Origin of the sequence: Polyangium fumosum, from assembly GCF_005144585.1 — a bacterium.
In the GTDB taxonomy this organism is placed as follows: Bacteria; Myxococcota_A; Polyangia; order Polyangiales; family Polyangiaceae; genus Polyangium; species Polyangium fumosum.
Genome location: NZ_SSMQ01000011.1, coordinates 14,323 through 30,288 on the forward strand (window position 1 = coordinate 14,323; position 15,966 = coordinate 30,288).

Sequence of the window (15,966 nt, forward strand, 5' to 3'; positions counted from 1 at the left end):
TCATGGATTCGCACGTTGTTTCCGCTGAATACCAGGCGCTCACGTACCAAGGGCCGCCGGATGCAGTCTGGTATCACTTCCTGCACGGCAACGTGCCGCGGCATCAGATCGATTTCATCTATCAACCGGCGATCCCTCAAGGCACGCTAACGCAGCAGCATTTCAGCCATCTTGCCCGGATCGTGAAGTACATCGAGCCGCGTCAGGGGGCGGCGTATGCGTTTGCCATCGCGAATTTGTCGCGTGACGACACGCAATACGAGCCGGGACGCGGGGGGGTTGCGTTCGTCTTTGGGTTGAGGATCAAAGGAGCGGAGGATCATGCGGGCAGGCAGGATCCGCCGTTCTGCCATTCGATCGTTTGCGTCGATCGGCATCTCGATGGCGCGGCCGTTTATGGGTCAGCCGTAGCGTTCTACCACAAGCTCCTGCCGGACCAGGAATCGAGGGTAGAGGGAAGCGGCTGGTATCACACCTATGTCTCCGCGGTGCAGCAACGCTCTGATGCTGTGGAGCAGGTCATTCGGGGATACATCCAGGACTTCGATGACCTGCCGGCGCCATCACCGAGCGGGCTTGGATTGCGCTATACGGCGGAGAACTCGACGCCGCCGCGACGGGTGGTGGTCGTGTATCCAGACCAGGCGCCATTCGAAGTGCTAGCACATTGCGCGGCGCGGATCGCGCAGGTGCTTGTGGAATCCGATATTCGATGGACGGCGATCTCGAACGGCAGAGAGCAGGACGTGCTCGGAGGATTGACGGTGCGGTTCATCCCCGAGCGCGATGCTGTGCAGGAGCCGCCGGACGTCGTGCTGGTGCATATCGACCAGGTTCCGCAGGACCCCCGGGAGATTGCGGAGCAGCTCTTCGGGGCGCAGGAGGTGCGCATTTCGCAGATGCCCGACCTGCGGCTGAACTGGCGTCACATGATGGCGAAGCAGGCGGGAGGGGGCTCGGGGGCGGCGATGCCTGCGGTGCCGACGGCGTCGACGTCGAGCGGGAGGATGGGTTCGGTGAGGCCTCCGGCGATGCCGGCGGAGGAACAGCAGCGTGCGCGGCCCTGGGCGAAGCCGGCGGTGGAGGAGGCGAAGCCGGAGGCGGAGAAAGCGGATGCGTCTGCGGATGCGGTCGCGAAGCCCATGGAGGCGTCGGATGTGAAGAAGAAGCCGCGTCGGCAGTTCATGCCGATTGTGGTGCTCGGAGTGGTAGTGGCGCTGGTGGGGTTGGGGGCGGCGGTGTGGTTTGGGGGAGGGGTGGGGCCTCATCAGGCGAATGGGCCGGCGGTGGGGCAGACGGGGGCGACAGTCGCGGGTGTGCCAACGGAGACCGTGGTGCCTACGGGGACGGGGGCGCCGACGGCTGTGGTGACAGCGACGGCTTTTGCGATAGCGACGGGTGAGTCGTCGGCCGCCGTGGTCGCGACGAGTTCCGCGGGTGCGGTGCCGAGTGGGGCGCCGAGTGAAGCGTCTAGTGCAGGGACGCGCGTGGTGCCGAGTGGGACGGGGACGGGGAAGAAGGGCGGGACGGTGAAGACGAAGGGGACGGCGACCGCCTCGGGCGGCGATACAACATTGTTTGATTTGAAGAAGCAGAAGTGACGTTCGAGCTACTTAGACTTGCATTTTTGCGGGAAGCCCGTGCAGATGCTATTCGTGTTGCAATCCGTGTCCTCGCGGCAGTAACTACCGTCGGGAATTGGCGGGGTGGGACACGTCATGCCTTGCGGACATGGTACACATTCCTTGGTCGTCTTGTCGCACAGGTAGTCAAAACATTGATAGTCCGCAGCGCACGACGTAGTTTCTTCTCCTACACAGAGCCCATTCTTGCAGGTGAAGCCCGTTTTGCATTTGATGAAACTCTGCGCCCCTGGCCTGCAAGGCTCCCCGGCATCCGCTTTGCACCTCCCTTGGTCAATCTCCTTGCTACGACACGCATCTGGGTTGGCGGCGGGGGGCGGTGCGCATTTTTTAGTCGTACTGTCGCAATAGTTTGTTTCGCATTGGACTGGATCATCGCAGGACTGGCCGCTAGTGAGACGGCAGTAGCCACCGACACATTTGTCATTTACGCAGGGGCCAAATAGTGGAGTCGCCCATTCACATGGTTCGCCTAGTGCCTGACCTAACGCGCATACCATGTTGCTGCACGCGAAAGTCTCTCCGCAGGAATTATCCGGCCATCCATTGGGTAGTGCGTCAGCTGTCGTGCATTGACCAGCCGCTCCTGGAACATTGCATGACTCGCACTGCTCGTTACAGGGCGTCGCACAGCAAACCTCGTCCGCGCAATATCCACTGCACTGGTCGTCAGTCATGCAAGGAAGCCCGTTCTTAAAACCGCATTTTCCGGCCCCATTGCAGACCTGATCCATCCCGCACGGCATGTTCTCCTGCGCAGGATCTTCCACAATGCTACAGTCTGTCGGATCGCACTTCTTGCACGGCGGCACGGTCGGACAAGTGCATGCCATTCCGCCAGTTCCCCCATTCCCGCCCGACCCGCTCGATCCGCCCAATCCCCCGTCAGTCTTATCCTCGAACTGATCGTTGCCAAGAAAACCGCCAGAGCAAGCAGCGACGACCGCTGCCAACCCGCCCAACGTCATCACCAATGCCGTCGAAATGCCAAATCGCTTCATGACTGATCCTCGCCCCAAGAAACTGCCTGCTAAAATTTCCCCGTGAGCATCAGCCCACCGCCGCCCGGTCCCACCATCACCGAAGCGTGCGGCTTCGCCACGTCATCCGACTTCTTTGCAGTCAGCGCGTAAATCAATGTGCCAACACCCGCGACGCCAGCGCCAATGAATGCGCCAAGCGCCACGTAATTCAGGGTGATTCGCGTGTCATGCAGATCGTTGTATTGATTTTCACAATCGACGCGACCACTGCACCCGATGCCATACTCTTTATCACTTGCCGCCGAGTACAGCAGGTTGTTCGCGACGACCCCAAGCCCCACCCCAACAAGCACCAGCCCGCCCGTCACCCCGATGCCCGCATAGACCATGGTCTTGTTCGGGCCCGCGGATCCACCAGGTACAGTCGGCCCCGTCTCGACCTTGCGCAGCTCCAAGCCGACCTTCGGCTCCGAGCCTGCTTTCACGTCCTCGACGATCCGAGCAGGCGCGTACCCTTCCTTTTTCGCCTCGAACGTCCGCTGCCCCGGATCGACAAAGATGTCCTCCTGCAACGGCGAAAGACCGACCACCACCCCGTCGACGCGAATCTCCGCGCCCTCGATGTTCACTTGGATCCGGGTTTTCCCGAGTTTCGCCGCCAGCTCGGCGAGCTTTTTCTCGGCCTCCGCACGCGTCTTCGGGTCAAGGTCGGTACGGCGTAATATCGTGGTCAAATGCTGGGCGGCATCGCGATCTTGACCCGTCGCGATCTCGGCTTGTATCAAGGCCGCGAGATACCTCGGTTGCGGATCCGCCGCATAAGCAGCCCCGAACTCCTCGCGCGCCGCCGCCCACTTGTCCCCCTCGACCTGCTCGAGACCCGCCTTGAAGTGCTGCTCGGCCGTCGTTGCCCCCTGCCCAAGCACCGGCGCACTCACAAGCACACCCGCCGCCAGAAGTCCCAGCGTGAGTGATCGTCCCGCCCAAGATCCAAGTTGCCTCGCCCGTGCCTTCACCTTGCCTCCGAGCGAGACCTTACCTGTTATGCGCACCTGCTCTCAAGAGGCAAGCAGCGCCACGACCTCATAGGGGACCCAGGTTGTCCTTTGGGGGACACTTGACCAGCTTTGTGCCTTTTTTGCAGAGCGGGATCACGGGTACCTGCTTGGCTGTAGGGGTCGGTTGTGGCGTGGGCGCTGCGGAAGGCGCTTGCGGTGCTGCGGGTGTTGGTGGAGGGGTCGGCGTCGGCGCGACAGCGCTCGTCACGGCAGGAACCACGCTCCCCGCCACCGTCGGAGCCACACTGGCCGTTGGCTTCGCCGACCCCGCAGCGGCAGCGACGGCACCATCCCCCTCCGCTTGCGACACGAGGAGCACCACGACCACCACAAGCGCCGACAAGACACCAAGCCCCATCATCGCGAAGAACAGCTTCGAGCTACGCTTGCGCCGTTGAGCTGCCCGCAAAGGACCTTGCGCAGGCGCCGACGCCGCCGGAGATGGGCTCGTCGACATCGATGTGATCGCCGACGTCGTCGCCGCACGCTCCGCGCGCATCACGACCTCTGGATCGAGCGCTTGCGTGCCGCCGTGCACCGCGTCTGACGGCGCCGCCGCTTCGAGGCTCGCCGAGGACTGACGGCTCGTGCGCCACTGTTCCATCTCCTTCTTCCAGGCAGGCGCAGGTGATGCAACAGGCTGATCGGCAGACATGACCTGCGTCCCTGTCGCAGACTGCTCCTGCTTCGCAGACGCACCCTTCCGCGCGCTCATCTCGGCGAGCACTCGCCCTTGCATGGGCAACGTCGCAGCCTCGTCGCCGTCCATCGTCTGCGGCGTCGAAGGCATCGGAGGCCGCGCAGCCGACACCGGCGCGACATCAGGACCTGGTGATGTCGGCGTACGTTGCAGTCCGGGCGATGAGGGCGCCGCGACGCTCACCGGCATGCGCATGCTGCGGCTTGTCTCGGCGACCGACTTCAGCGCGAGCGCGAGCTCCGATGCGTTCGCGTATCGGCTGTCGCGATCCGGGTTCATGCAGCGCGCGACGATCTCATCGAGCTCCGGAGGCACACTGCGCACCTTCGTCGAAGGCGGCGGCACCTTGTTCACCTTCGTGAGCACGATCTGCCGGATCACTTCGTCGACGTTGCCCACGAACGGGCGCACGCCCGCGAGCATCTCGTAGAGCACGACGCCGAGCGACCAGAGGTCCGTGCGACCATCGAGATCCTGGCGCATGGCCACCTGCTCCGGGCTCATGTACGCAGGCGATCCCACCGCCACGTTGGTCAGTGTCGCAGGCCCATCTGCTCCACCTTCGAGGTTCTTGCTCACACCGAAGTCCAGCACCTTCACAACGAAGCGGTCTTCCTGCATCCCCTCTTCACGATGGAGGAAGATGTTCGCGGGCTTCAGATCGCGATGGATGATCTTCGCCGCATGCGCCACGGCGAGCGCGCCCGCAATCTCGGCACCGATGCGCGCGGCCATCGCCGGCTCGATGCGTCGCGTGTCCTTGAGCATCTCGTCGAGCGGCTTGCCGCGCAGGAGCTCGAGTACGAGGAACGGGTCGCCGTCCGACGTCGTGCCCACGTCGTAGATTTGAACGATGTTCCGGTGAGACAACTTACCGCAAGCCTTTGCTTCGCGGATGAGCCGCTGGCGAAGCTCCGGCGTGCGTTGCTCTGGAGCCGAGGGGATGATGAGCTTGAGCGCGACCTTGCCGCCAGTGGCTTGGTTCTCCCCTGCCCAAACCTCGCCCATAGCCCCTGCGCCGATCCTCTGGACCAGTCGGTACTTGCCCCCAAGGATGTCCCCGGATTTCATGAACTCACATCTTCCCATGCGCGTGCATACGGAGACAAGGAAGTTGTTCGTGAACGTCGTCCTCGGCTGACGAACTTTATCCTGCGATACCAGACACGATCCGGATCCTGAATTGTTGTCGAGCAACGACCCCTTCGTCATCGTGCCGCCCGTGCCGCTCGCGGCGCTCGAACGCCGGGCGCTCCTGCGAAGGCTGTTCGACTACGTGTATCCAGTCGGGCACGTGTGGGCCGCGCTCATGGCCCTCGTGTTCTACCCGTTCATGTCGCGCGAGCCGGCGCCCACGCCGGCCGAGCTGCACGCCGTGGCCACGGGTCCGGCGCGCGTCGTCGCTGCTGCGGCGGCGGACGTCGTTCGCGTCGCGGCCCCGAGACTCGGCGCCTGGGGACAGCGCACCGGCCGCTCCCGTCGAGCCTCGGCTGCCGCACGTCACACCAGTTCCACACAGCCGCCATGCGCAGCCGACGGCGCCGCGAGGAACCACCGCGACGAACCCCGAGCCCTTCGACCTTCCCCCACGGAAAGGCTTGGATTTCCGGCCGCGGTAGTGAGGTTCGTCCCGTACACCCCTCTCGCCTTCGATCGGCAGCCGCGGTATCGTGCGCCGCGCATGCGATCCCTAGGTGTCGCGCTCGTCGTCCTTCTCGGCCTAACGACCGCCGCGCTCGCCGACGAACCTCGCGACGCGTCACCCGTGCCGCCGGATGCGCTCGAAGACGCGGCGAAGAAGGCGCGCTTCACCTCGTACGTGATCGACGGGGATCGTGCGCGCGCCGCGGGACGAGCTACAGCCGCCGCAAGAGCGTACGCCGCCGCGCTCGACGTCCGCCACGATCCGCTGATCGCCGGCCGACTCGGCGTGATCCTCGTGCAGCTCGGGAAGCCCGTGGATGCCGCGGATCTGCTGCTCGACGCGATCCAGCGCGCGACGAACGCGACCGCGGAGGAACGTCAGGGCTTCCTGAAGGCGTACGACGCGGCCCGCGCGGAGATGACCTGGGTTGACGTCACGATCTCGCACGCGGGGACCAAGCTCACGCTCGACGGGGAACCGAGGAACCGCGAGGGGTTCTCGGCCTTGTCCATGTTCGTCGGTATCCGTCCCGCCACCCCCATCCTTCCGCTTCACCCCTCGGCCGTGCATGTATGCCCGCCGAAGGGAGGTTCGTCATGGCTACGAGGACGACCAAGGCCGAGCGTCGTTGGCGGCGCATCGTGGAGAAGTGGCGACGCAGCGGCTTGCCGGCACGCGCGTTCGCGAAGCGCCATCGCATCAGCCCGGTCACCATGTATTGGTGGAGCAGCCGACTCGGCAGACAGGATGCAGCGCAGGACTCCGAATTCGCGACCGCAGCGCCGACGTTCCTGCCCGTCGAGATCGTCGACGACGCCCCGTCCGGCTCGGTCTCCGCGAAGGCGGCCCTGGAGGTCGTTCTTCCGCGTGGCGAGGTGATTCGTGTGCCTCCTGGCGCTGACCTCTCCCAGCTCGGCCGTGTTGTCGCGGCCCTTCGCGGGGCGCTCGAATGATCCCCGCACGGATGGCCATTTACGTCGCCACCGAGCGGCTCGATTTGCGTCGCTCGTTCGACGGGCTTTCGGGGGTCGTGCGCGAGGTGCTGCGCGAGGATCCGCTCTCGGGCGCGCTTTTCATGTTCTTCAACAAGGCGGCCGACAGGGTCAAGATCCTCTGGTGGGATCGGACGGGCTATGCCTCCTCTACAAGCGCCTCGAGCGCGGGACGTTTCGCGTGCCGCAGGGGCTCGAGCCCGGCGCGACGCGCATCCCAAGTACTGGAAGCAAACCCTCGAGCAGACCGACGCTCGTCAGCGGCTCGACGGGAGCATCTGGAGCCGCGTTTCGAGCACGCCGCCTCCGTCCTGACTTCGGGCGCGGCGCGGTCGTGGGGTCCTTCGGATCCGGGCCTTCGTCGGCTCGCGTTCGGCGGACACGTACATTCTGAGGGCGCCTCGAAGGCGCGTCGACCGTCGACGTGGCTTCATCGCTACGCTTGGACGGTTTGGTCGAGCCGCGATGTCGTGACGAGCTCTCGCCGCCCTTCGGGCGAACATCGAGATGCTCGGACGCATCAGCGTGGTTGCCACCCGCGTTCTGGCGCTGCGCAGAACCACGCTTTCTCGCCGGCTTCGGGCGAGCTGCGTCTCCCAAGGGCTCTTCCCCGACGAACTCGTCATGCCGCGGCATCGCGGAGGAAAGTTACGCAGCAGCCTCGATGGCCGCCATGATGCGGGCGGCCGAACGGATACGTTCGTCGCGCCCGGCGAGCACGAGCTGCGGGCGCGTCTTGATGGCTACGAGGACGCCGTGGAGACGTTCACGGCGCGGAAGGGGCAGGAGATGCGCGTCACGTTGACGTTGCGCGCGTTGCCCGAACCGCTCCCGCCTCCGTTGAAGCTGCGGCGTGAGAGCCCGCGGAAGCCCCACTTGCGAGCGCGAGGGCCGGGCGAGCCGCCGCTGAGGTGGTCTGGCATCGGCTCCTTAAGAAATTTTATCTCTCCCCATTGAGTTATGGCGGTTTCAGCGCCGATCTGGTGATACGCAAGGATTTCATTCACCGACCAAGACGAACGGACCCACATCTCGTCTTCTGATTTCGAGGTAAAAACCTCCAACACAACCGATGGAACCCCGCGATTCGTAGAAGCGAATATGGGAAAGTATCGCGTTGGCCCAGCGCCAGTTGAGACGGAAAAGCCTAGGATTGCGAAGTCGAATCCGTGCACGGTGTAAAATTCTACCGATTCCTCGCCAATGCGCACCTCACCGAGCGTCGCTTTCTTACTTTCTTCGCCCTTCTCGGCTCCACCGTGCCGATGATCCGGTTTACAACCAATACAACCAGACGATACGAGGATCACAAGCATCAACCCGAAGACGGCGCGTTGCTTCATCAGCGAGTTGACGGTAGGGACCAGTTCACCATCCACCTCCACCTCCACCTGCCGCTTTAACTGTTCGTACCGTCCCGTCACTCCAGTCCACGGACTCGACCCAATTCCACCACATGTACTGTGTAGCCATACCGCAGAGAGAGAACACCGGATGACTCGCGAAGTCTCCAAATGAGCGTCTGCTCATTGAGTTGTACATCCAAAAATTCATCTGCGCCGTCCTAGTAGTGCAATCGATCTTATTCACGCTCGTATAAATATTGAAGGATCCAATTGAGCAGGTGTATAATTTCTCAGTTTGGATTTCTGGGAGGAAAACGGGAATCACGGGAGGCTTTGCGAACTTCGAGGCTACATAAACCATGAATGCGTTCTTGCAGGTTGTGGGGTCGGTGCCAGGTGGACTCTGCACAAACTCACGATAGGACTTTGGCTTTGGTGCATCAGTCTTCGTTGGTTGCCATGATGGAATCGTCACGAAGTTGGATCTCCACAGGGAACAGTTCCCTGCAAGATTTCGCTTCGTCCGATTCGAGGCGTCGATCACCGGTTGCCATCTCCTGACGATCCTCGTGTAGTTATCCGATTCCGGCATAATCCAGAGTTTCTCTGACGAGAGAGGGGAGAAGAATTCATCCAGGACGTCACCGATAGTTGTCATTTAGCGTCTCCCTGAGAGGTACACAGGAAATCCGAACGCTATCCGAAAGTCAAGCGTCATCGTAGCGGCCATCCTGACGTACAGGAACCCCAGCACGTAAACCGCGCTCCCCAGCACCCGAACGAGCAACGAGCGCTCCAGCCGGTCGGACGAGCGACCGTACTACCACGCCGTACTCCGTGGCAGGCGGCGATCGACTGCGAAATGCGCCTCCTGGCCCAAGTCGAGAGAGAGATTCACGAAATTGATCTCCGGATCGCGCGCAATGGCTACGAGGGTCCGCCCGTGCGGCTTCTCATTACATTGGCGTGGACGTAGCGATCGCACAGGCGCTGCTCGCGGCGCTCGGGGGATATCAATCGGTTCAAGAACGCCGACCAGGCGGCTTCGTATCTGGGGCTCGTGCCCTCGGTCAAAAAAGTCTGGCACAGCCGCGTTACCCCTGCTTCGAGAGCGCCAGCATTGTTTGTGGCGGCTGAGGTAGGCCGGCTCGGCGAGCATGAGATCGAGGAGTAGCTGTTCGCCGCGTTGGTCGAGCGCGGCAACGTCCTCCATCCACTGCTTCGCATCGTGCACCCAAACGGGCGAGAGCACGACCACGAGCCCCGTGAGCGGGGCGCCGGAGACAGCCGAGGGCCGCGCGCAGCTCCAAGCCGAAGCGCCCCAGCGCGGACAGCGCGCGTGCTTCGCCGGGCATGGCGCCGACCGCGACGCCTTCGCCCGCCTTCTCGTGCAACTCCGCGATCTCTTCCATGTCGACCCGCAGCTCTTCGCTGCGGATTTCCCACCCGTCATCTGTCGTCTCGGTCGGTCCTTCGAGAAAGACGAACGGGCAAAGGTTTTCCTTTCCCAGCGCGAAGCGATAGCTGCCGCCACGGATGCCAGCAGAGTTGAGCACCGCGGCGATAATTTCAGGCGCGGACTTCTCCTGAAAGATTCGGTTGTCTTTACGATGGAGAAGTCGCGCGACCTCCGGGACGAGTACCTGTACGCGGTCCCCGTCTTTCCGTCGTCGAGCTGCACGAACTCGGCGATGATGCCGCGAACCGTCCGCGTGCTCTCGCCCGTATCGAAAGTCAAGCTTGCCGTTTGGCCGACATGATTGACCATGGCCGCGTGGATCGTCTGCGCGACGGACAACGGATTGACCGGGAGGGACCCGACGCCCAGCTTGTCGAGCAACCCGCCAACGATTCCCTGCATCGGAAAGCCGCGAACGACGTCAATCTCGAATCGAAAAAGCTCGGATACGCCTTCGGAGCCGGAGAGCCGAACACCACGCAATAGCTCACCAGCCCCCTCAATCGAAAGGAGGATATTCATTGCCCTGACCCCTACGTACAGGTTTCTCCGAGATTCGGAGAGCCTGGAGAAGCAGGTTGTCCGACTGATATGCTTACCGTCAAGGATGGAAGCGCGAAGCACGCTTTACGTAGGACGTTCTCTGTCCTAAAGACCCTGGGCCAGCAAGATGCGGGCCGTAATGCGGATTGCATACTGTCGAGTTTCTGACCCCGCTCGGGACACGAGGTAGGGTCGGACGTTTTCAGCATCACAACGGAAATCGGCGCGAGCCGGTCGATTCTTTCGATCCAAATCCCTCGCTCGATCATGTTCCGGGACATGGCGCGCCCTACGATTCCCTCTCCGCTCACGACCGAACTGGTCGCGCTTCGTCCCGAGGTGGCATGCATCCTGCAAAATCGTTCGGACGCCCTCGCCACCGACAGGATCCAAGAACTCATGCTGCGGGGGTTCGCGGCGCTCTCCGGCTACACGGCGCACCCTGACGGGGTGCGTCCGTGGCTGTTCGGCATCGCCAAGAACCTCCGGAGCGAGGAGAAGCGCCGGACACGGCGCGAGCGCGAGCACTTCTGTCCGGACCTCGGTGACGCCGAGCGCACGGCGTCGCCCGGCGCCTCTCCCGAGGAGGAAGCTCGGCGCTCCGAGGCCCGGCGCGCGCTCCTATCGGCGTTGAAGACGCTTTCGCCGGAGCAGTTCCTCGTGCTCGTGCTCGTCGACCTCGCCGAGTGCTCATGCTCGGAGACGGCCGACCTACTCGACATCCCCCTCGGCACCGTCAAATCGAGGCTCCTCGCGGCGCGCACGAACATGATGCGCGCCCTCGGCCCAAAGGAGCAGTATCTCGGCGCCGTGCCGATCGCCTTCTTCCGGCGCCGCGCCCTCGCGCGCCGGGTGTGCGACTACGTGTACCCCCTCGGGCACGCGCTCCTCGCGTCGCTGTTCTTCGTCCTGTACCGGCCCGCGCCGCCCGAGGCTTCGGCCATCGCGATCGGCGCTGCCCGCGTCCTCGGGGCGTCGGCGGCCGACGTGGCGAGGGCCGCGGAGGTCTGGGGTTCGACGACAAACCGGCCGCCGCCGCTTTCGCTGCCGTCGACGACGGCGCCCGTGTCAAGCAGCGTGGCATCCCCCGATCCGTTCGTCGTGAAGCGCTCGGGGCAAGGGCGTCGACCGCTTCGCGGGCAGGGTTGGTCCTGGTAGACGCCGCCATCGGGTCACGGTATCGATCGCGGGGATGCGTCGTCTCGGTCTCGTTTCGGTCCTCCTCTGCGGCCTCGCGTCCCCCGCATGGGCAGAGGCCCCGATCGACACAACGGAAGAGGGCGAGGAGAGCGCGGAGGACTTGCGCTTTCGTGCCCTCGCGTCGCTGGGGGATCGCGAGCGCGCGGCGGGCCATCCCCGTGCGGCGGCGAGGGCGTACATGGCAGCGCTCGAGGTCCGCTCCGATCCGCTCATCGGCGGGCGGCTCGGCGTCCTGTTCGTGCAGCTTGGTCGGCCCGAGCTTGCTCCCGAGCTTTTGCTCGACGCGATCCATCGCGCGACCACGTCGCCGAAGGAGCGTGAAGGGTTCTTCAAGGCGCACGAGGCGGCGCGCGCGCAAGGCTCGTGGATCGAGCTGATGGTGTCCCATCCGGGCGCGCAGGTGACGCTGGACGGCGAGCCTGCGGACACGCGGGGGCACACGGCATCATGGTTTTTCGTCCGCGCGGGGGAGCACGAGGTACGCGCGAAGCTCGACGGGTACGAGGAGGCCGTCGAGAAGTTCACGGTGATCAAGGGCGAGGACCGGCCGGTGCGGATCACGCTCAAACCGCTGTCCGTGCCGCCTCCGGACGTGAAGGCGATCTATCAGCCGGAGAAGGATTCGCCGAAGATCGTGGCCCCCACGGTCGTCGTGGGTGAGCCGAAGTTCACGAAGCAGGAAGACCCGTACGCCTACGACGACAAGCCCGCGACGAACCGAGGCGACGGGGAGAAGAAAGGCGTGCGGGGCTCGATCGGAGGGGGGCCGGTCGTTGTGTTCGGCGTGGCGTCGTGGATGCCCGCGGTGGGGTTGGCTGTGGGGGGGAGCTTTCGGCCAAGTGAGTATGTATCGCTCGGGGTTGAGGGCCGGGCCGCGTGGCTAACGGCCGGCGTAGCTGAGAGGCCCATCAACGCAATGACAGCCGGAGGTCTAGCGAGCGTTTGCGGGCACTGGCGCTGGCTTTTCGGCTGCGCGGTGGGTCACATTGGCGTGATCCACGTCGAGGGTTTGCCCACTGCGTACGCCTCGCCCCCGCTCACGTTTACCAAGCCGGGGTTGGGTGTGCGCGCGGGCGCAAAGCTGAACATGACGCAATCATTCGCTATCCGCGCAAGCGTGGATGTTTTGGCTTTGGCTACGGGCACACAGATTGTCGCGAGGCAGACTGTAATTGTCGACCATCCGCCGGTCCTAATCGGAGCGCAACTTGCGGGCGAGTGGGAGTTTGGGCAATGATCAAAATGGCAATCGCTTCGAGCGGTATCGCGCTAGTAGTAGCATGTTCGGCACCCTCATCGGTGGGCATTCTGGAGTGCGATCCCAACGCAATCGTCGTTACTCCGGAATGCATACCAGACGCCGGCGCCGACGCCGACGCGAGCGACGACGCGCCCGACGCGGAGATCCAAGCCGAATGCACTGGTCGCTGCGTCCCCGAGCCGGACGATATCTCGGCAGGCGACTGGCCTCGCACGCCGCTGCTCCTCTACGTCGGCCCCAAGGGCCAGGTGCCGACGAGCTGCCCGGATACGACGCCGAATGATGGTGTCGACAAGGACGTCTTGTTCATGAAGTATCGTCGCTTCATGCACATCGACGCGCCGCCCGCGACGTGCCAATGCACCTGCCCTCCATCCGAAGGGACGTGCACCGAGCTTCCCGAGACGATCGAAATCCGCGCGGGCACCTGCGCGGAGAACGGAGCCCCCGCCCTCCCTTTCGGCGGACCCGTCGGCTGGGACGGCTCGTGCACGAGCGCGAACGCCCTGCCGGCGGGGGCTGATTGCGGCGGCGAGCCTTGCGCGCAGTCCGTGTGGTCCTCGCCGCTCCCGGGGCCGACGAGCGAGGCGTGCCCGGTAACGACCGTCCCGGCCGCGGTCGCGACGGCGCCGGCTACGTGGCTCACCGAAGGCATCGCATGCGAGGCCAAGGAACTCGAAGGCGCGTGTGATCCCTCGACGTACCGGTGCGCGCGGGATCTGCCGCTCCCGTGGCTCCTGTGCGTGTCTCGTTCCGGTGAGCATCAATGCCCCGGGAACTACAAGTACGCGCGGTTCGTGATGTACGGCGAGGAGCCGCTCGATGAGCGCGGTTGCAGGGCGTGCGAATGCGGCGGGGAGCCCGAGGGGAGCGCCTGCCTGGCAACGCTGAGGCTTTACAGCGATGCGACGTGTGGAGACGAGGCTGACAAGGTCGGAGTGTCATCGTTCGGCGACCAGTGCGTGAACGTGCACCCTCCCGGGCGCGCGCTCGGCAGCAAGGCGATCACGAACCTCGCGTACACGCCGGGCACGTGCTCTGCAACCGGAGGCGAACCCACGGGCAACGCGAGGGGCGCGCCCGGAGAAGCCGTGACGTTCTGCTGCCTTGAACCGTTCTACCTGCCACCCAGGTAGCACCTACTCCCACCTATTTCTTGCGTTCGTCGATCCGATTCGCGTCCCCGATCATGTAGCGCGGTTGAAGGGGCGAGACTCGGGCCACCGGCGGACGCGCGTGCGGTCCGACGGCTCTCGACGCTCGTCCCCTCCTGCCCGAGCCGAACACGGTCCTCCTGGCCTCGTAAACGAAAAGGCGCCGTGTTCGGCCTCGGGCGGGTTTGTCCGATAAACGACCCGCAGAAGAGGGCGATGGGGATGCGTTGCGGTCTCTGGGCGGCACCTTCGTGCTTCCATCGTCCTCTCCTGCCGGTCGTTTGCGACTAAAATAGTCACCGATCCGAGGCGACTGCGCCGCGCGGCGTTTCCCCGTACGCGCACGCTCCGCGCGACGCAGCCGCCTCGGGCCGATGACTTCCTGGAGGTAACCGATGAGCGCCGCACCCGACATGGATGACGACGACGCCGCTACGACCGTCATGGATCGCGCGGCCCTGCCCCCCGCGAGCGGAATGCGCGTCTCCGTCGCCCATTCCGAACCGCCCCGGGACACCATCGCGGACCCGCCCTCCCTGTGGAAACGCGCCCGTGCTTTCGCGGGTGCGGTGTGGCGTGAATGGCGCGAGCGCGTCCGCAAAGCGCGCCTTTCGGATCGACTCCCACCGCCTCCGCCACCGCGATCCGCGAGGGCAACGCAGGTCTCGGCGGGCGCCGTCGGCCATGACGAGCGCGGGGAGCTGCTCTTGCTTGAAATCCTGCGCGCGGCCCCGGCGTACCAGCACGCCGCCGTCTACGTCGCGAGCTACGGCACCGCGCTCCGCAATCGCGGGAGCGAGGCGTACGCCGAAGGCATCGTCCACTACGCGCTGTCGCGCATGCGGCCGGACGCCGATGGATACGTCTCCTTCGCGCGGTTGCGTGACATCCTGTGCGACGTTTCGGCTTCCGGGGCCCTCGTATCTGCGCTTCTTCGCCTGGAGAAGGCTGGCGTCGTTGATATCCAGCGAACCGAGGAAGCGCCGAAGGTGCCCCATCGCGTTCAGCTCCGGATCCCCCTCTAAAAAAGGAATGCGACATCATGGCAACCAAGCCGTCGACCATGGAAACGGAGCTTGTACTCGCAAGCGATGGCGCGATTTATGTTAGCTTGGAGGACAAGCCGCCCGCTGGCCGACGGGTGTTCACTGGATATGCGCTGAGCGCCGACGAATGCGCGCAGCACGGCACGCGAGGCTTGCTCCGCTGGGCCAGCCTCCAGCTCCTCGCGCTGGGGAGCGATGGGCGCGTGTACGTCGGAGAGGGCTTGGTCGATCCCAGAGGGCGCAAAAAGTTCAGGGGCTACGCCCTGACCCCCGAGGAAGCCAAACGTGCCGCCCGGGAGATCCACCGAACGGCGTTCAACGTCACCATAGCGGCGCGGACCAAGTGAAGGTGAACCCCGACCCCGAGAAGGACGCGGCCGAAGCGGCCGTGATCTGCATCGTTGGCATGGGTGCAATTTTCGCCGCGGTTTTCCTCGCGCTGTTCACCCATGCCGGTCCCGAGCCGTACGTCTTCATCTTGTTCGCCCTGCTCTTCACGCCCGTAGCGCTGCGCCTAATCGAGCATGACTCCGAGTGAGCCGCGAGCGGCAATGGCCATCAACGAAAAACGAACGCGGTGCCCCGCAGATGTCGGGCCAAGCGTAGGCATTCCGTTGTTAGCGGAGTGCGATCCGCCCCGGCTCGTTTTACATCGCTACCGCGATCGGTTCATGGTCGAGGTCTACGCCTCCACGCGATTTGGCCCGCTGGTCTTCGTATTCTTCGCGCGGTCCAGCGGCAGGGACGTCCGTCTCCGCGATCTGTTCGTGGACTGCTATAAGGGCACCCGTTGGTTGGGCAGGGCGGAGGTCATTGATGAGAAAACGCGGGACGAAGTGTGTTGGCAGCATGTGCTTTTCTTGCCTCTCGTGCGCCGCGCACTCGCGTGGGCGATACGGCGAAACCTGAACCCGCGATGCTGGTGTCCGCTCGGGC

At 64.3% G+C, this 15,966-nt stretch carries 17 protein-coding genes; 13 read left to right on the forward strand and 4 right to left on the reverse strand.

Annotated elements, in window-relative coordinates; translation table 11 throughout:
- Positions 1-2: 2 nt before the first annotated feature.
- A complete protein-coding gene (locus tag E8A74_RS12700) occupies positions 3-1,601 on the forward strand; it encodes a hypothetical protein (protein ID WP_136929246.1) in 1,599 nt (532 codons plus the stop codon).
- A 1,072-nt stretch (positions 1,602-2,673) separates the two neighbouring features.
- On the opposite strand, the gene E8A74_RS12705 is transcribed toward E8A74_RS12700, so the two are convergent.
- The 3 genes from E8A74_RS12705 to E8A74_RS12715 form a co-directional block, all read right to left on the reverse strand.
- Positions 2,674-3,570 (reverse strand): PEGA domain-containing protein, encoded by an 897-nt coding sequence (locus E8A74_RS12705; protein WP_170229086.1) that lies wholly within the window; start codon positions 3,568-3,570, stop codon positions 2,674-2,676.
- 139 nt (positions 3,571-3,709) lie between these two features.
- Positions 3,710-5,455 carry a serine/threonine-protein kinase gene (locus tag E8A74_RS12710; protein ID WP_170229087.1) on the reverse strand — a complete coding sequence of 582 codons (1,746 nt, stop codon included), beginning with the start codon at positions 5,453-5,455 and terminating at the stop codon, positions 3,710-3,712.
- A 688-nt stretch (positions 5,456-6,143) separates the two neighbouring features.
- On the reverse strand, positions 6,144-6,476 hold the full coding sequence (locus tag E8A74_RS12715; protein ID WP_136929249.1) for a hypothetical protein: 333 nt from the start codon (positions 6,474-6,476) through the stop codon (positions 6,144-6,146).
- 149 nt (positions 6,477-6,625) lie between these two features.
- Here E8A74_RS12715 and tnpA point away from each other — a divergent pair, with 149 nt between their 5' ends.
- The 3 genes from tnpA to E8A74_RS55995 are packed head-to-tail and all read left to right on the forward strand — an operon-like array spanning position 6,626 to position 7,978.
- Positions 6,626-6,982, forward strand: coding sequence for an IS66 family insertion sequence element accessory protein TnpA (tnpA, locus tag E8A74_RS12720; RefSeq protein ID WP_136929250.1), 357 nt, complete (start codon positions 6,626-6,628; stop codon positions 6,980-6,982).
- 11 nt (positions 6,983-6,993) lie between these two features.
- Complete coding sequence (gene tnpB / locus E8A74_RS55990; protein WP_170229088.1) at positions 6,994-7,698, forward strand: IS66 family insertion sequence element accessory protein TnpB; 705 nt, start codon at positions 6,994-6,996, stop codon at positions 7,696-7,698.
- A complete protein-coding gene (locus E8A74_RS55995) occupies positions 7,646-7,978 on the forward strand; it encodes a PEGA domain-containing protein (protein WP_170229089.1) in 333 nt (110 codons plus the stop codon). The genes tnpB and E8A74_RS55995 overlap by 53 nt, the downstream gene beginning before the upstream one ends.
- A 411-nt stretch (positions 7,979-8,389) precedes the next feature.
- Here E8A74_RS55995 and E8A74_RS12735 read toward each other — a convergent pair whose 3' ends face one another.
- Entirely contained in the window at positions 8,390-9,025 is a 636-nt protein-coding gene (locus E8A74_RS12735; RefSeq protein ID WP_136929253.1) for a hypothetical protein, read from the reverse strand.
- 354 nt (positions 9,026-9,379) lie between these two features.
- On the opposite strand from E8A74_RS12735, the gene E8A74_RS56000 reads away from it, so the two are divergent.
- From E8A74_RS56000 to E8A74_RS12780, 9 genes are all read left to right on the forward strand, one after another.
- The gene (locus tag E8A74_RS56000) at positions 9,380-9,541 is read left to right on the forward strand and encodes an IS110 family transposase (protein WP_136929390.1); all 162 of its coding nucleotides are present in this window, start codon (positions 9,380-9,382) and stop codon (positions 9,539-9,541) included.
- Positions 9,542-9,632: 91 nt separating this feature from the next.
- On the forward strand, positions 9,633-10,127 hold the full coding sequence (locus E8A74_RS56300; protein ID WP_232379522.1) for a hypothetical protein: 495 nt from the start codon (positions 9,633-9,635) through the stop codon (positions 10,125-10,127).
- Positions 10,115-10,312, forward strand: a complete 198-nt coding sequence (locus E8A74_RS12750; RefSeq protein ID WP_136929254.1) for a hypothetical protein — start codon at positions 10,115-10,117, stop codon at positions 10,310-10,312. The genes E8A74_RS56300 and E8A74_RS12750 overlap by 13 nt, the downstream gene beginning before the upstream one ends.
- A 336-nt stretch (positions 10,313-10,648) precedes the next feature.
- Complete coding sequence (locus E8A74_RS12755) at positions 10,649-11,527, forward strand: RNA polymerase sigma factor (protein WP_170229090.1); 879 nt, start codon at positions 10,649-10,651, stop codon at positions 11,525-11,527.
- A 34-nt stretch (positions 11,528-11,561) separates the two neighbouring features.
- Positions 11,562-12,806 (forward strand): PEGA domain-containing protein, encoded by a 1,245-nt coding sequence (locus E8A74_RS12760; protein ID WP_136929256.1) that lies wholly within the window; start codon positions 11,562-11,564, stop codon positions 12,804-12,806.
- 62 nt (positions 12,807-12,868) lie between these two features.
- A complete protein-coding gene (locus tag E8A74_RS12765) occupies positions 12,869-13,966 on the forward strand; it encodes a hypothetical protein (RefSeq protein WP_136929257.1) in 1,098 nt (365 codons plus the stop codon).
- Between the two features lie 413 nt (positions 13,967-14,379).
- Positions 14,380-15,009, forward strand: coding sequence for a hypothetical protein (locus E8A74_RS12770; protein ID WP_136929258.1), 630 nt, complete (start codon positions 14,380-14,382; stop codon positions 15,007-15,009).
- A 17-nt stretch (positions 15,010-15,026) separates the two neighbouring features.
- On the forward strand, positions 15,027-15,377 hold the full coding sequence (locus tag E8A74_RS12775; protein ID WP_136929259.1) for a hypothetical protein: 351 nt from the start codon (positions 15,027-15,029) through the stop codon (positions 15,375-15,377).
- The gene (locus E8A74_RS12780; protein WP_136929260.1) at positions 15,374-15,568 is read left to right on the forward strand and encodes a hypothetical protein; all 195 of its coding nucleotides are present in this window, start codon (positions 15,374-15,376) and stop codon (positions 15,566-15,568) included. Before E8A74_RS12775 ends, E8A74_RS12780 begins: the two co-directional genes overlap by 4 nt.
- The last annotated feature ends 398 nt before the right edge of the window (positions 15,569-15,966 follow it).

Bases quoted from the DNA above. Each gene is read 5' to 3' on its own strand.
- tnpA (WP_136929250.1), top strand. From the start codon at position 6,626: ATGGCTACGAGGACGACCAAGGCCGAGCGTCGTTGGCGGCGCATCGTG.
- E8A74_RS12735 (WP_136929253.1), bottom strand. From the start codon at position 9,025: ATGACAACTATCGGTGACGTCCTGGATGAATTCTTCTCCCCTCTCTCG.
- E8A74_RS55995 (WP_170229089.1), top strand. From the start codon at position 7,646: ATGCCGCGGCATCGCGGAGGAAAGTTACGCAGCAGCCTCGATGGCCGC.
- E8A74_RS12710 (WP_170229087.1), bottom strand. From the start codon at position 5,455: ATGAAATCCGGGGACATCCTTGGGGGCAAGTACCGACTGGTCCAGAGG.
- E8A74_RS12760 (WP_136929256.1), top strand. From the start codon at position 11,562: ATGCGTCGTCTCGGTCTCGTTTCGGTCCTCCTCTGCGGCCTCGCGTCC.
- E8A74_RS12755 (WP_170229090.1), top strand. From the start codon at position 10,649: ATGGCGCGCCCTACGATTCCCTCTCCGCTCACGACCGAACTGGTCGCG.
- E8A74_RS12775 (WP_136929259.1), top strand. From the start codon at position 15,027: ATGGCAACCAAGCCGTCGACCATGGAAACGGAGCTTGTACTCGCAAGC.
- tnpB (WP_170229088.1), top strand. From the start codon at position 6,994: ATGGCCATTTACGTCGCCACCGAGCGGCTCGATTTGCGTCGCTCGTTC.
- E8A74_RS12700 (WP_136929246.1), top strand. From the start codon at position 3: ATGGATTCGCACGTTGTTTCCGCTGAATACCAGGCGCTCACGTACCAA.
- E8A74_RS12770 (WP_136929258.1), top strand. From the start codon at position 14,380: ATGAGCGCCGCACCCGACATGGATGACGACGACGCCGCTACGACCGTC.